Source organism: Streptomyces enissocaesilis (genome assembly GCF_039533765.1).
Lineage (GTDB): Bacteria > Actinomycetota > Actinomycetes > Streptomycetales > Streptomycetaceae > Streptomyces > Streptomyces enissocaesilis.
In genome coordinates this window covers 1-14,157 of record NZ_BAAAUD010000043.1, presented here as the reverse complement: position 1 = coordinate 14,157, position 14,157 = coordinate 1, and the positions used below count along the sequence as shown (strand labels likewise).

12 protein-coding genes and 1 pseudogene are annotated in these 14,157 nt (G+C 70.9%); 5 read left to right on the top strand and 8 right to left on the bottom strand.

Features of this window, described 5'->3' with window-relative positions:
• Positions 1 to 131 precede the first annotated feature (131 nt).
• From ABD374_RS22035 to ABD374_RS22015, 5 genes are all read left to right on the top strand, one after another.
• Positions 132 to 641, top strand: coding sequence for a hypothetical protein (locus ABD374_RS22035; RefSeq protein WP_344497316.1), 510 nt, complete (start codon positions 132 to 134; stop codon positions 639 to 641).
• A gap of 5 nt (positions 642 to 646) precedes the next feature.
• Positions 647 to 1,315 carry an NPCBM/NEW2 domain-containing protein gene (locus tag ABD374_RS22030; RefSeq protein WP_344497315.1) on the top strand — a complete coding sequence of 223 codons (669 nt, stop codon included), beginning with the start codon at positions 647 to 649 and terminating at the stop codon, positions 1,313 to 1,315.
• Between the two features lie 281 nt (positions 1,316 to 1,596).
• Positions 1,597 to 3,960: a polysaccharide lyase 8 family protein gene (locus tag ABD374_RS22025; RefSeq protein WP_344497314.1), complete on the top strand. Its 2,364-nt coding sequence runs from the start codon at positions 1,597 to 1,599 to the stop codon at positions 3,958 to 3,960.
• A gap of 164 nt (positions 3,961 to 4,124) precedes the next feature.
• Positions 4,125 to 5,708 carry an acyl-CoA carboxylase subunit beta gene (locus ABD374_RS22020; RefSeq protein WP_344497313.1) on the top strand — a complete coding sequence of 528 codons (1,584 nt, stop codon included), beginning with the start codon at positions 4,125 to 4,127 and terminating at the stop codon, positions 5,706 to 5,708.
• A 35-nt stretch (positions 5,709 to 5,743) separates the two neighbouring features.
• Positions 5,744 to 5,938 (top strand): acyl-CoA carboxylase subunit epsilon, encoded by a 195-nt coding sequence (locus ABD374_RS22015; RefSeq protein ID WP_093798852.1) that lies wholly within the window; start codon positions 5,744 to 5,746, stop codon positions 5,936 to 5,938.
• Between the two features lie 120 nt (positions 5,939 to 6,058).
• Here ABD374_RS22015 and ABD374_RS22010 read toward each other — a convergent pair whose 3' ends face one another.
• From ABD374_RS22010 to ABD374_RS21975, 8 genes and pseudogenes are all read right to left on the bottom strand, one after another.
• Positions 6,059 to 6,640 carry a GTP-binding protein gene (locus ABD374_RS22010; protein ID WP_344497312.1) on the bottom strand — a complete coding sequence of 194 codons (582 nt, stop codon included), beginning with the start codon at positions 6,638 to 6,640 and terminating at the stop codon, positions 6,059 to 6,061.
• Positions 6,621 to 7,181, bottom strand: a complete 561-nt coding sequence (locus ABD374_RS22005) for a DUF742 domain-containing protein (RefSeq protein ID WP_344497311.1) — start codon at positions 7,179 to 7,181, stop codon at positions 6,621 to 6,623. The genes ABD374_RS22010 and ABD374_RS22005 overlap by 20 nt, the downstream gene beginning before the upstream one ends.
• 91 nt (positions 7,182 to 7,272) lie before the next feature.
• Entirely contained in the window at positions 7,273 to 7,686 is a 414-nt protein-coding gene (locus tag ABD374_RS22000; protein WP_037649449.1) for a roadblock/LC7 domain-containing protein, read from the bottom strand.
• Between the two features lie 10 nt (positions 7,687 to 7,696).
• Positions 7,697 to 10,888: a sensor histidine kinase gene (locus tag ABD374_RS21995; RefSeq protein WP_344497310.1), complete on the bottom strand. Its 3,192-nt coding sequence runs from the start codon at positions 10,886 to 10,888 to the stop codon at positions 7,697 to 7,699.
• Positions 10,889 to 11,241: 353 nt separating this feature from the next.
• Positions 11,242 to 11,823: a GTP-binding protein gene (locus tag ABD374_RS21990; protein WP_344497309.1), complete on the bottom strand. Its 582-nt coding sequence runs from the start codon at positions 11,821 to 11,823 to the stop codon at positions 11,242 to 11,244.
• The gene (locus ABD374_RS21985; RefSeq protein WP_344497308.1) at positions 11,804 to 12,211 is read right to left on the bottom strand and encodes a DUF742 domain-containing protein; all 408 of its coding nucleotides are present in this window, start codon (positions 12,209 to 12,211) and stop codon (positions 11,804 to 11,806) included. Before ABD374_RS21985 ends, ABD374_RS21990 begins: the two co-directional genes overlap by 20 nt.
• A 116-nt stretch (positions 12,212 to 12,327) precedes the next feature.
• Positions 12,328 to 12,741: a roadblock/LC7 domain-containing protein gene (locus ABD374_RS21980; protein WP_037649408.1), complete on the bottom strand. Its 414-nt coding sequence runs from the start codon at positions 12,739 to 12,741 to the stop codon at positions 12,328 to 12,330.
• Between the two features lie 9 nt (positions 12,742 to 12,750).
• Positions 12,751 to 14,157: pseudogene (locus ABD374_RS21975) on the bottom strand (histidine kinase); the annotation flags it as partial.

Sequence of the window (14,157 nt, the reverse complement as noted above, 5' to 3'; positions counted from 1 at the left end):
TTTTCAACATCTAATGGTGACGCCCTCTGGCGAACGCGCGTAGAACTCGGGCACCATCTCCTTGCTCCACCTGCACAGCCGTTCCGTAAGACCTCAGGTCCACCACGGTCACCCAGCAGGAGGAAAACCTCGTGAGAATCCGCTCCGTCCTCAGCGTGTTCGCCCTCGTACTCGGCGCGCTCTTCGCGCCCGGCTTCGGCGTCGTCGGCGGCGCGACCGACGCGCACGCCGCCACCAAGATCAGCCACTCCACCGCGACCTCGATGTTCCGCTCGTCCGGAATCACCTGGTCGTCGTCCGGCGGCTGCTCGGACCGCAACAACCCGACCTGTACGTCGTTCGAGCAGCTCAACCTCGCGTCCGCGCAGGGCGCGCAGACCCTCAAGAGCGCCAGCGGCTGCGCCCTCAACATCACCGGCGGCACCGAGACCGGGCACGCCGGCGGCACGTACTCCCACTGGAACGGCTACAAGCTCGACTACTCCAAGTACACGTGCGTCGGGAACTACATCAAGAACACCTTCACCTACATCGGTGTCCGCGGCGACGGGGCCCCGCAGTGGAAGTCCGGGTCCGGGAACATCTACGCCGACGAGGGCGACCACTGGGACGTGACGTACTACAACTGCGGCGGCTGCTGAGCCACTTGGTCCTCCGGGCAGCGGTTCTCGGACTGCCGCTGCCCGGAGCGGCGTGCGCTCTCGCGGCCACCTCGTCCGTCGGCACCGTCATCGGCTCCGCGCGGCTCTCGGCCGCCGTGGCCCAGGACTTCCCGCGGGCCCTCTCCCGCCCGGACCGGGCGGGCGGCGCCCGGCTCCCCGGCGGTACGGAACCGGTCACCGGCGTGACGCCCAACGGCAAGGCGTACGCCGTCGAGGGCGAGGGCGGCGAGCCGGCCGCCGGCAGCGCCGCGTACACCCTCCTCCCCGCACTGGAGGGCGTCGAGACCGAAGCGGAGCCGCCCGTCACCGGGCGGGCCACGACGTTCGTCGACGGCGCCGTGTGCGCCAGGGGGCTCGGCGCCGCGCCACCGGGGAGGACCCATCCCCACCCGGGCGGGAAGTGCGCGTCCCGCACCGCGCAGGTGGGCCGGGAGGACTCCCGGGGGACGCGCGGCAACGTGCGGTTCGCCGTCGCCGCCGATGGCGTGGAGAGAGTGAAGCCGCCGGTACTGCGGGCGGCGGGCCACGCGCGGCCATCGACGCCCGACATGGCGGGAGCGAAGCACGTCGACCTGCTGACCGGGGGCGGCGGCGACGGCCCGGGCAACGACCGCGCGGACTGGGGCAACGCCCGCTTCCACCGCGCGGACTGACCCGGCCGGTCCCCGGAACGGGCGCGTCCTCGATCGCCGGACAGGTTCACACGGAGCCCTCTCCGGCGATCGGGGAGCGGGGCCCGGGGCGGGGCGGAGCCACCCCACGGCCCCGCGGGAAAGCACCGCGGGCCACCCGCGCCGCACCCACGGCCCCCCGCGCCGCACCCGCCCGGGGGCAAGCGCTTTCCCCCAATGCTCGCACGACCATTGATTGCTCCCGGAGCGCCGTGCTACACCAGCGGGCACAGGTCTACACCACTCCAGCTCCGGAGGCCCTCGTGCCGCTCCCGTCCGCCTGGTCCCGCCGTGTCTTCCTCACCACCACCTCCGCCACCGCACTCGGCCCGGCCCTCGCCGGCCACGCCCCCGCGCGGGCGGCGGGCAGCGCCGACGAGTACGAGACGCTCCGCCTGCGCTGGGCCGAGCTCTCGCTCGGCACCGGATTCGACCCGGCCACCGAGCCGTACGCCTCGCGCCTGAAGGAGACCGGCCGTCTCGCCGCCGGTTTCCACGCCGCCATGGCCCCGGCCGGTGACTCCCTGTGGCCCGGCCACACCTTCGACCCGCCGGCCGGCATCACCCAGAGCTACAGCCGTCTGTGGACCATGACCCAGGCATACCTCCAGCCCGGCACCGGCCTCACCGCCGACGCCGCCCTCCTCGCCGACGTCCTCAAGGGGCTCGACCATCTCTCCACCACCGTCTACAACCCCTCCACCACCCGCTACGGCAACTGGTGGGAGTGGCAGATCGGCAGCCCCCGCCTCCTCATGGACATCGTCGCCGCCCTCCACGACGAGCTCGGCGGCGACCGGCGCCAGGCCGCCTGCGCCGCCGTCGACCACTTCGTCCCGGACTCGGTGCTGAAGAACTACTCCGGCACGAGCACCGGCGCCAACCGCGTCGACCTCTGCCGCTCCGTCGCCCTGCGCGGCGTCATCGGCCGCAGCCCGGCGAAGATCGCCCTCGCCCGCGACGCCCTCTCGCCCGTCTTCCCGTACGTGACCAAGGGCGACGGCCTGTACGCCGACGGCTCCTTCGTCCAGCACACCTGGGTGGCCTACTCCGGTACGTACGGCCAGGTCATGCTCGACGGCCTCGGCCGCCTCTTCACCCTCCTCGCCGGCTCCACCTGGGCCGTCACCGACCCGAACCGCCAGATCATCCTCGACTCCGTCGAGAACGCCTACGCACCGCTCATCTACAACGGCCTGATGATGGACAGCGTCAACGGCCGTGCCATCAGCCGGGGTTACCTCAAGAGCGACGACCGCAAGGCCATGCGCAGCGACCATTTCCACGGCCAGGGCCTGATCGCCGCCATCCCGCTCCTCGCGGGCGGAGCCTCTCCCGCCGAGCGCGAGCGCTGGACCGCGATGGTCAAGGGCTGGATCGAGCGCGACCGTACGACGCCGCTCCTCACCGCACCGCAGTTCAGCGTCGCCGACCTCTCCCGGCTGCACGCCGTCGCCGCCTCTCCCGTGGCCGCCGCGCCCGAGCCCGTCGCGCACAAGCTCTTCGCCTCCATGGACCGGGCCGTGCACCGGCGCCCCGGCTGGGCGGCCGGCATCGCGATGGCCTCGGAGCGGATCGCGTACTACGAGTGCGGCAACGGCGAGAACCCGCGCGGCTGGCACACCGGCGCCGGAATGCTCTACTGGTGGCCGGGGGAGAGGGAGAACGGCCGGGACGACCAATACACAGACTGGTTCTGGCCCACCGTCGACTTCTACCGCCTCCCCGGGACCACCGTGTCCACCAAGCGGCTCGCCGACCGGGCGGGCGGCGAATGGGGCGCCCCGAAGCCCGCCGCCTCATGGGTCGGCGGTACCACCGACGGCGAGTTCGCCGCCGTCGGCCAGCACCTCAAGGGCCTCGGTTCCACCCTCGAAGCCCGCAAGTCGTGGTTCTGCCTGGCCGATACGGTCGTGTGCCTCGGCGCCGGCATCACCTCCACCGACGGCGTACCCGCCGAGACGGTCGTCGACAACCGCATGCTCGGCGAAGGCGGTACGCACCCGCTCACGGTCGACACCGGCCACGCCACTCCTCGCTGGGCCCACCTCGAAGGACACGGCGGCTGGGTCTTCCCCGGCGGCGCGGACCTGAAGACCCTGCGTGAGGACCGCACCGGTTCCTGGAGCGACATCAACACCACCAGCACCACCGAACGCCGGACCCGCCGCTACCAGACCCTCTGGCTCGACCACGGCACCGACCCGGTGGACGCGTCGTACGCCTACCTCCTGATGCCGGGAGCCTCCCGCCGCACCGTCGCCGCCCGCTCGGCCGACCGCGACTGGCTGAAGGTGCTCGCCAACACCCACGCCGTCCAGGCGGTGACCGTCCGCTCCCTGGGCGTCACGGCCGCCAACTTCTGGCAGCCGGGCACGGTGGAGCGGCTGACGGCGACGGCCCCGGCGAGCGTGCTCGTGCGGCGCGGGCGGCGCACCGCCACGCTCGCGGTCGCCGAACCGACGCGCACCGGACGGCCGCTGGAGGTCACCTGGGAGCACCACGGCGTCCGCGTCGTCACGAAGGACCCCGGCGTCGAAGTGCTGTCCACTGGCCGTACGCTGAAGCTCCGCATCACGCCCGGCACGGCCGGAGCGACCCACCGCTGTGAGGTGTCTCTCAGCTGACGGCGGAGGAGGTCCTTGTCGGACCTCCACAATCCGCGACGGCTCTGGGCTGGTACTTAGGCTGCATGGGTGGATGGTTCTGTCCAGTGGTGACAGGAGAACGGGCCGGAGACTGTGAAGAGTCGACGGCCTGTTTTCCTTGTGCATCTTCGTAGGGTCAGTACATGACCGTTTTGGACGAGACGCCGCGCGAGCCCACCGACGCCCGTGGCCGGGTGGCCGAACTGCTCGCGCTGCGCGAGCAGGCCCGCCGCGGGCCCAGTGAACGGGCGACCGAAGCCCAGCACGCCAAGGGCAAGCTGACCGCCCGTGAGCGCATCGAGCTGCTGCTCGACCCCGGCACGTTCAAGGAGGTCGAGCAGTTGCGCCGGCACCGGGCGACCGGGTTCGGCCTGGAGGCCAAGAAGCCGTACACCGACGGTGTCATCACCGGCTGGGGCACGGTCGAGGGCCGCACGGTCTTCGTCTACGCCCACGACTTCCGCATCTTCGGCGGCGCGCTGGGCGAGGCCCACGCCACCAAGATCCACAAGATCATGGACATGGCCATCTCGGCCGGCGCCCCCCTGGTCTCCCTCAACGACGGCGCCGGCGCCCGTATCCAGGAGGGCGTCTCGGCGCTCGCCGGCTACGGCGGCATCTTCCAGCGCAACACCCGCGCCTCCGGTGTCATCCCGCAGATCTCGGTGATGCTCGGCCCGTGCGCGGGCGGCGCGGCCTACAGCCCGGCCCTGACCGACTTCGTCTTCATGGTCCGCGAGACCTCGCAGATGTTCATCACCGGCCCGGACGTCGTCCGCGCGGTGACCGGCGAGGAGATCACCCAGAACGGCCTCGGCGGCGCCGACGTGCACGCCGAGACCTCGGGCGTCGCGCACTTCGCGTACGACGACGAGGAGACCTGCATCGCCGAGGTCCGCTACCTGATCTCGATGCTGCCCTCCAACAACCGTGAGAACCCGCCCACCGTCGAGTCCCAGGACCCGGCGGACCGCCGCTCCGACGTGCTCCTGGACCTGGTCCCGGCCGACGGCAACCGCCCGTACGACATGCGCAAGGTCATCGAGGAGCTCGTCGACGACGGCGACTTCCTGGAGATCCACGAGCGCTGGGCCACCAACATCCTCTGCGCGCTGGCCCGCCTGGACGGCCAGGTCGTCGGCATCGTCGCCAACCAGCCGCAGTCCCTGGCCGGTGTCCTGGACATCGAGGCCAGTGAGAAGGCCGCGCGCTTCGTGCAGATGTGCGACGCGTTCAACATCCCGATCGTCACCCTGTTGGACGTACCCGGCTTCCTGCCGGGCGTCGATCAGGAGCACGGTGGGATCATCCGCCATGGCGCGAAGCTGCTCTACGCGTACTGCAACGCCACGGTGCCGAGGATCTCGCTGATCCTGCGCAAGGCCTACGGAGGTGCGTACATCGTCATGGACTCCCAGTCCATCGGTGCCGACCTCACCTACGCCTGGCCCACCAACGAGATCGCGGTGATGGGCGCGGAGGGCGCCGCCAACGTCATCTTCCGCAAGCAGATCGCCGAGGCCGAGGACCCCGAGGCCATGCGCGCCCGCATGGTCAAGGAGTACAAGGCGGAGCTGATGCACCCGTACTACGCCGCCGAGCGCGGCCTGGTCGACGACGTGATCGACCCGGCCGAGACCCGCGAGGTGCTGATCGCCTCCCTCGCGATGCTCCGCAACAAGCACGCCGACCTGCCGTCGCGCAAGCACGGCAACCCCCCGCAGTGACCCTGCGAAGAACCCGAAGAAGACGGAGCGCCTCCATGAACGAATCCCTGCTGCGCGTCGAGAAGGGCCACGCCGAGCCCGAGGAGCTGGCCGCGATCACCGCGATCCTGATGGCCCGTGCCGCGGGCCGCTCCGAAGCGGCCCCGGTCCACCACGGCCGCTCCACGGCCGGCTGGCGGCGCCTGGAGCGCACCCCGGGCTTCCGTGCCCCGCACAGCTGGCAGGGCTGAACAGCCCCGCTGTTCCCGGCGCGTACGACGAAGGCCCCCGTCCACTCCTCGGAGTGGCGGGGGCCTTTCCCGTACGTGCGCCGGTACGCCGCATACGACGCGTACGCCGTGTCCGGCCTCCTACCGGAGCCGCGCCATCAGGGCGTGCTCGACGAGGGTGATCAGCGCGCTCTTGGCGTCCGCGCGGTGACGGGCGTCGGTGGTGAGGATCGGGGTGTCGGGGCCGATCTGGAGCGCCTCGCGCACCTCGTCGGGGTTGTACGGCTGGTGACCGTCGAAGCCGTTGAGGGCGATGACGAACGGCAGCCCGCTGTTCTCGAAGTAGTCGACCGCGGGGAAGCAGTCGGCGAGACGGCGGGTGTCCACCAGCACCACGGCGCCGATCGCACCGCGCACGAGGTCGTCCCACATGAACCAGAAGCGGTCCTGACCGGGCGTACCGAAGAGGTACAGGATCAGGTCCTGGTCCAGGGTGATGCGGCCGAAGTCCATGGCCACCGTGGTGGTGGTCTTGTCCCCGGTGTGCGTGAGGTCGTCGATGCCGGCGCTCGCGCTGGTCATCACGGCCTCGGTGCGCAGCGGGTTGATCTCCGAGACGGCTCCGACGAACGTGGTCTTGCCCACGCCGAAGCCACCCGCCACCACGATCTTCGCGGAGGTTGTGGAGCGGGCTGCTCCGCCGCTAGAGCTTGCGAAGTCCACTGAGCACCCTTTCGAGCAGTGTCACGTCTGGCTGACCGCCGGCGGACTCGTCGCCGCCGGGCTGGTGAATGGCTACAAGTCCGGCCTCTGCCAGGTCGGCGACGAGGATCCGGGCAACCCCGAGGGGGATGGTGAGAAGCGCCGAGATCTCGGCAACCGACTTGATCTCCCGGCACAGATGGCAGATCCGCTGGTGCTCGGGCAGCTGCCCTTGCAGACGTGACGGGTCCGCCGTGGTGCTGACCAGTGCCTCGATGGCGAGCTGGTAGCGCGGCCTGGTGCGGCCGCCGGTCATGGCGTACGGGCGAACCAGTGGGTTGTGGTTCGCCTGGGTGACGGCGGGCGCGGGGGCCCGTCGCGACTGCGCCGGCTGGGTGCGCGGCTGTCGCTGCTGCGGAGGCTGCGGCGCCTGGGGCGGCTCGTACGGCTGGGCCCGGCTCGGTGCGGAGGGGAAGTTGAACCTGTTCTGCGAGGTGTCACCCTGATTCTGGCCCTGGCCGTAAGGCCAGTTGGCCGAAGAACCCTCCGGGGGTGTTGCCACGTTTCCTCCTCCGACTGCCGGGCACCTGTTGCTGTGGAGCCACATTCCCGCACCCTAAAGCCCGGGACCGCCACAGCGCACTGTCTGTCTGTTAGTTGAGAAGACTTCCCTGCAGCTCGGCACGGAGGTCCGGAGTGAGGACGCTGCCGGCCCGGTCCACCAGGAGGGCCATCTCGTAGCCCACGAGGCCGATGTCGGCCTCCGGATGGGCCAGTACGGCCAATGAGGAACCGTCCGAGATCGACATCAGGAAGAGGAAGCCGCGCTCCATCTCCACCACGGTCTGGTTGACCGCGCCGCCCTCGAAGATCCGGGAGGCACCCGCCGTCAGCGACGTCAGGCCGGAGGCCACGGCCGCCAGCTGGTCGGCGCGGTCCCGGGGGAAGCCCTCGGACATTGCCAGCAGGAGTCCGTCGGCGGAGACCACCACCGTGTGGGACACCCCGGGGGTGTTGTCCACGAAGTTGGTGATCAACCAGTTCAGATTCTGCGCCGCCTGGCTCATCGGGCTCACACTAACGCTCCTGGTTGTAGGTGTTGCCATGGCCACCGTGCTGATCGTAAGTGGCCGCTGTGTTCGTGTCCGTTCCCGCGTTGCGCCCCTGCTGGACGCCGCGGCGCAGGTTGCTCAACCTGCCCCGTACGTCCTCGGGAGCGCGGGAGACCTGGGGGCCGCCCTGCGGGGTCTGCTCCGCGGTTCCCTCGACCAGATTGGCCTTGGGCACCCGCCGGGGGAGACCGGAGGAGGTGACTCCGCCCGCCTTGGGCTCACGGAGCTTCTCCGCCCGCTGCCAGCGCTCGTCGTTCGACGAGCGCCAGTCGTCGGTGCCGCCCTTCCCGTCCTCACCCTGCTGCTGCGCGTCCTGCTGCGGCTGCCGGGCGACGGCCTGCCGCTGCGTGGCTTCCTGTCCGGCGGGCCGGCCGGCCGGCTCCCCGGAGGGCTGCCAGTGCTGCTGGCCGCCGCGCCGCGGAAGGCCCGCGTCGGTCAACTCGTGGGCGGGGGCCGGGGCGGTACCCGGACGGTCGAAGCCTACGCGTTCCGGGCCGTTCGGGGGAACGTCCTGCGCAGATTCCGGTTCCGTTCCGAACCCCTGCTCGTACGAACCGTTGTAGGAGCCCTGATCCGGCCAGTTCCCCTGGTGAGACGTGGAATCGTACGAACTTTCGTACGTCGCCTGCGGTGCCGCGGGCTCCTGGTACTCGGCCTCCGGATACGCCGGGTAGGCCGGGTAGTCGTCGTACCCCTGCTGGTCGTACGCCGACTGCTGGGGCTGCTGCTCGTACTGCTGCTGCGGGTCCTCGTACGACGCCTGCTGCGGGTCCTCGTACGACGCCTGCTGCGGTACCTCGTCACGGAACAGCGGACGGTCGCCGGTGACCTGGGCCCCCAGCTGGGCACGCCGCTCCTCGCGCATCAGCGAGCGGCCCACCGGGTCCAGCTGTGCCTCGTCGGGCTCCTCGGAGCCGTAGCGCGAGTCGTCGAAACCGAGTTCGGCCGCGGTGCGCATCGGGGCGCTCTCGAAAGCGGACTGCTGCTGCTCGGGGATGATCGAGGAGACCGTGAAGTCGTCCTGCTGCGCGTCGCCACCGCCACCGTGGGTGATGGCGTCCGGCAGCATGACCAGCGACGTGGTGCCGGCCTGCTCGCCCGAGGGGCGCAGCTGGACGCGGATGCTGTGCCGGTCCGCGAGACGGCCGACCACGAACAGGCCCATGCGCTGCGAGACGGTGGCGTCCACGGTCGGCGGGTTCGCCAGCTTGTGGTTGATGTCCGCGAAGTCCTCGGCGGTGAGGCCGATGCCCTTGTCGTGGATCTCGATCATGACGCGGCCGTCGGGCAGCCGGGTCGCGGTGACACGCACCTTCGTCTGCGGCGACGAGAAGGTGGTGGCGTTCTCCAGCAGCTCCGCGAGCAGGTGCACGAGGTCGGTCACGGCCTGGCCGTGGATCTCCGAGTCCGGTACGCCGCTGAGCTCGATGCGCTCGTACATCTCCACCTCGGAGGAGGCGGCGCGGAGCACGTCGACGAGCGGGACCGGCTGGTTCCAGCGGCGGCCGGGCTCCTCGCCCGCGAGGATGAGGAGGTTCTCGCCGTTGCGGCGCATACGGGTCGCGAGGTGGTCCAGCTTGAAGAGGTTCTCCAGCTGGTCCGGGTCGGCCTCGTTGTTCTCCAGGTGCGTGATCAGGGTCAGCTGGCCCTCGATCAGGGACTGGTTGCGCTGCGAGAGGTTGGTGAAGATCGCGTTGACGTTACCCCGCAGCATGGCCTGCTCGGCGGCGAGCCGGACGGCCTCGCGGTGCACCTGGTCGAAGGCGCGGGCGACCTCGCCGATCTCGTCGCGCGTGGTGATCGGGATCGGCTCCACGCGGGTGTCGACGCGGCCCGGCTCCGTACGGGAGAGCTGGTCGACCAGCGACGGCAGGCGCTGCTCGGCGATGCCGAAGGCGGCGGTCCGCAGCCGGCTCATCGCACTGCTCATCTGGCGGGCCATCATGCCGGCCAGGAGGACCGAGGCGAGCAGCGCGATGACCACGACGAGACCGTTGACGATGGCGTCGGTCCTGGCGTCGGACGAGATCGTGGCGGCCTCGTTCACGGCCTTGTCGACGAGGCCGGTCTCGATCTCGCTGTAGCCCTCGAACTTGGCGGTGGCGGCGGCCATCCAGAACTCGGGCGTGACGCCCTTCTGCTTCAGGCCGGCCGGCTTGCCCTTGCCGATCTGCTCGACCATGCCGTCGAAGACCGAACCGCCCTTGTTCGGCGGGGCCTTGAAGGGGACACCGGCCTGGTCGGCCTGGTGCTTGGCGTCGGCGAGCTTCTTGGCGCCGTCCTCCGCCTTCTCCTTCATGACCTGCTTGAGCTTGTCGGTGTCCTCCTGCGTACCGCCGGAGACGTACTCGCCGAGGGCGATCTGCTCCATGTAGCTGTACGAGTTGAAGGCGACCGTCTGCTGCGCGAACTTCTCCGGGTCGCCGCTCGGGCGGATCAGGAGGTGCATGCCGATGGAGCGCTGGAGCGACTCGGCGGCCTTGGCCAGCTGGATGGCGTAGACCGTACGGCCGTAGGCGGTGATGTTGCCGGTGCCCAGGCCGAGCTCGTTCGACAGCTCCATCAGGGAGTGCTGGACGGCGGTGTAGCCCTCTTCGGTCTTCACCGGGTCGAAGGCCTGGGTGTACGCGGCCTTGCGCAGCGCGGGGAGCTTGGGCTCCTCCTTCGCGAAGAGGTCGAGACGGCGTTCGAGGCCCTGCCCGTCCGGGAGGTCCTTGGTGGCCGCGTGGAACTTCTTCGCGGCCGCGTCGGTCTCGGCGCGGATCTCGGTGACCTCGGAACTGGTGCGCTTGCCCTGGAGGAGCGGGGCGGCGGTCAGGTCGCGCTCGTTGAGCAGGGCCTGGCCGTACTCGGAGGCGGCGCGCACCAGGAGCGCGGTCTTCTCGGCGTCCCGGGCTTCCTGCCAGGTGTCGATCGACCCCTTGACCTGGAAACCGCCCATGACGAGACCGACCAGCACGGGTATGAGCAGGATCGCGTTCAGCTTGGTGGGCACACGCCAGTTGCGCGGCGAAAACCGGCCGCTGCCGTTGCTGTCACCGCTCACGGGGGCGGCAGGAGCAGTGGGCGAGGCCGCGGGCGACGTCGCTGTTCGCGGCGGCGGGGTGAAGTTGCCCCGCGCCTGCTGCTGTGCGGAGCTCGTCTTGCTACGCCTCACTCGACCAACAACCTCTCGGCGCCGGCACCTACGCTGTGCCGTTTTTCTCGTTCAGGGCCGTACTACTCGGGAGTTCGACGAATTCCAGCACGGCAAGCGGCTGCCTTCCAAACAGCAGGAACCGGCCATTCCGAGTGGTGTAAGCCTCAGATAAAACGGTCAAAAAGAGCGAGCGGCGTCAAATGGCGGGGTCAATGTGAGCGCAGCGGCACCGCACGAACGCGCGGGGTGGCGGTGAGGGAGTAATTCTCTTTCGAAACGTTATGAACACCGGGGCGGAGAGTGTCGAAGGACACAGTCCGCCCCGGGCGCCGTTGTGACAACTGCCTTATAGCACGGACTACTTGAACGGACTACTTGAGTCGCGCCATCAGGGCGTGCTCGACGAGGGTGATCAGCGCGCTCTTGGCGTCCGCGCGGTGACGGGCGTCGGTGGTGATGATCGGGGTGCCCGGACCGATCTGGAGCGCCTCGCGCACCTCGTCGGGCGTGTACGGCTGGTGCCCCTCGAAGCCGTTGAGGGCGATGACGAACGGCAGCCCGCTGTTCTCGAAGTAGTCGACCGCGGGGAAGCAGTCGGCGAGACGGCGGGTGTCCACCAGCACCACGGCGCCGATCGCACCGCGCACCAGGTCGTCCCACATGAACCAGAAGCGGTCCTGACCGGGCGTACCGAAGAGGTACAGGATCAGGTCCTGGTCCAGGGTGATGCGGCCGAAGTCCATGGCGACGGTCGTCGTCGTCTTGCCACCGGTGTGCGTGAGGTCGTCGATGCCGGCGCTCGCGCTGGTCATCACGGCCTCGGTGCGCAGCGGGTCGATCTCCGAGACGGCTCCGACGAACGTGGTCTTGCCCACGCCGAAGCCACCCGCCACCACGATCTTCGCGGAAGTCGTGGAGCGGGCCGTCCCGCCGCTAGAGCTGGCGAAGTCCACTGAGCACCCTTTCCAGCAGCGTGACGTCCGGCGTGCCGCCGGCCTCTCCATTGCCCGGCTGGTGGATGGCCACCATGCCGGCCTCGGCCAGGTCGGCGACGAGGATCCGTGCGACACCGAGCGGCATCGACAGCAGCGCCGACACCTCCGCCACCGACTTGACCTCACGGCACAGGTGGCAGATCCGCTGGTGCTCGGGGAGCAGCGTGGACAGGTGTGCGGGATCGGCGGTGGTGCTGACCAGCGCCTCGATGGCGAGCTGGTAGCGCGGCCGGGTCCGGCCGCCGGTCATCGCGTACGGACGTACCAGCGGCTGGTCGCCCTCGTGGTCGTACGACGCGTCGTAACGCGTCCCGTACGGATCGCGAGAAGCGGGGGGCGGGGTCATGGATCGATCCTCCGGGCATGACAACAGGGGATGGGCCTGTCGTCTGACGGGGCCGGGGTGGGGGGGCTGTGCGCGGCCTTTACGGTCTGTTCTCGGCAATACCTGCGGTGCGCGTCCTAGTGGAGAAGGCTGCCCTGAAGCTCCGCACGGAGGTCCGGGGTGAGGACGCTGCCGGCCCGGTCGACCAGCAGCGCCATCTCGTAGCCGACCAGGCCGATGTCGCAGTCGGGATGGGCGAGCACGGCCAGCGAGGAGCCGTCGGACACGGACATGAGGAAGAGGAAGCCGCGCTCCATCTCGACGACGGTCTGGGTCACAGCCCCGCCCTCGAAGATCCGGGACGCCCCCGCGGTCAGCGAGGTCAGGCCGGAGGCCACGGCCGCCAGCTGGTCGGCACGGTCGCGAGGGAAGCCTTCGGACATCGCCAGAAGGAGTCCGTCGGCGGAGACCACCACGGTGTGGGACACCCCTGGGGTGTTGTCCACGAAGTTGGTGATCAACCAGTTCAGGTTCTGGGCCGCCTGGCTCATCGGACTCAACTAACGCTCCTGCTGGTGAGTGGGGTCAATGGTGAAGCTGCCGGTCGTCGAGCCGTTGCTGCCGGCCTGGCGACCCTGCTGGATACCCCGACGAAGATTGGTCAGCCGGCCGCGTACGTCGTCAGGCGCACGCGAGACCTGCGGACCGGTCTGGTGGTTCTGCTGCTGCGCGGTGCCCGGCACCAGATTGGCGCGGGGGACGCGTCGCGGCAGACCCGAGGTCGTGACACCGCCGGCTGCGGGCTTCTTGACCCGCTCGGCCTGCTTTACGAGTTCGTCGTTCGGCGAGGTGCGCCAGGCGGCGCCGTTGGTGGCGTTCGTACCGTTGGTGGTGCTGCTCGCGGCACCCGTGTCGCGCGCCTGGGCGCGCTGCGGCACCGGTGGGGTGGCGGCGTGCGCGGCAGAGGACTGCTGCACCGGCCGCCCGGACTGCTGCTGGGGCCGCTGGGGTACGCCGGGGGTCTGCTGCTCGCCCTGCTGGAACCAGTTCGACTCGAGCGTGTCGAAGAGCGGCGTACGCCCGTCACCGGGGCCGGGGGCGGGCGGCAGCTCGTGCTGCGGAGGCAGGCCCGCGACGGGCGGACGCGGCGCGGCGCCGGGGTTCGCGGCGTTCTCGCGGCCGTGCCGGCGCGGTGCCACGGGACCGAGGTCCTGGGGCCCGCCCTGGGGAAGGCCCTGGTCCGGGCGCTGCCCCTGACCGTGCGGCTGGGCCTGGCCGCCGTAGGCGCCCGCCAGGCCGGCCTGCTGCGGGGCGCCGAAGTCCGGCCCGGCGAACTGCGCGGTGGACGCGGCGTCCTGCGGAGCCTGGAGCTCGGGCCGCTGGTACGGGCCGGCCGGGCCGTTGCCCTGCGGGGCGTGCGCCTCGGGCCCGGCGAACCGGCCCGTGGACGCGGGGTCCTGCGCACCGCGGGCGCCGGGGCGCTCGTACTGCCCGGTCGCCTGCTGGTCCACGGGGCCGCGCACGTCGGAACGCTCGAACAGGCCCGTGGACGCGGGCGGCGGTCCGTCGAAGTCCGGCCGCTGGAACTCGGCGGTCGAGCCGGGGCCCTGCCGGTCCGCGGCCTCTTCGTGACCGCGCGGCTGGTCGGTGCCCCAGCTGGTGGCCTGCGGACGCGCCGGACGCTGCGGGGCGGCGGAGCCGGGCAGTTCGGCATGCCGGCCGCCACGGGGCTGCTGCTGCGCACCGCCGCCCTGGCCGCCCTGGGCGGGGTCGCTCTTCTGGAAGGCGTTCTGGCGTACGCCGGGACGCTGCTCACGGTTGCCGGCCTGCCGGCTGCCGCCGAAGGCACCGGAAAGACCGCCGGCCTGGCCGCCCTGGCCGGGCCCCTGGCCCCCGTCGCGCCCGGGCAGCGCCGCACGCGGACCGGAGCCCGCGACCTGGCCGCGCGCGCCGCCGGAACCGGCGGG

Excerpts from the sequence above, each read along its gene's own strand:
- ABD374_RS21985 (WP_344497308.1), bottom strand. The coding sequence starts at position 12,211 with ATGACCCCGCCCCCCGCTTCTCGCGATCCGTACGGGACGCGTTACGAC.
- ABD374_RS22015 (WP_093798852.1), top strand. The coding sequence starts at position 5,744 with ATGAACGAATCCCTGCTGCGCGTCGAGAAGGGCCACGCCGAGCCCGAG.
- ABD374_RS22020 (WP_344497313.1), top strand. The coding sequence starts at position 4,125 with ATGACCGTTTTGGACGAGACGCCGCGCGAGCCCACCGACGCCCGTGGC.
- ABD374_RS22000 (WP_037649449.1), bottom strand. The coding sequence starts at position 7,686 with ATGAGCCAGGCGGCGCAGAATCTGAACTGGTTGATCACCAACTTCGTG.
- ABD374_RS21980 (WP_037649408.1), bottom strand. The coding sequence starts at position 12,741 with ATGAGCCAGGCGGCCCAGAACCTGAACTGGTTGATCACCAACTTCGTG.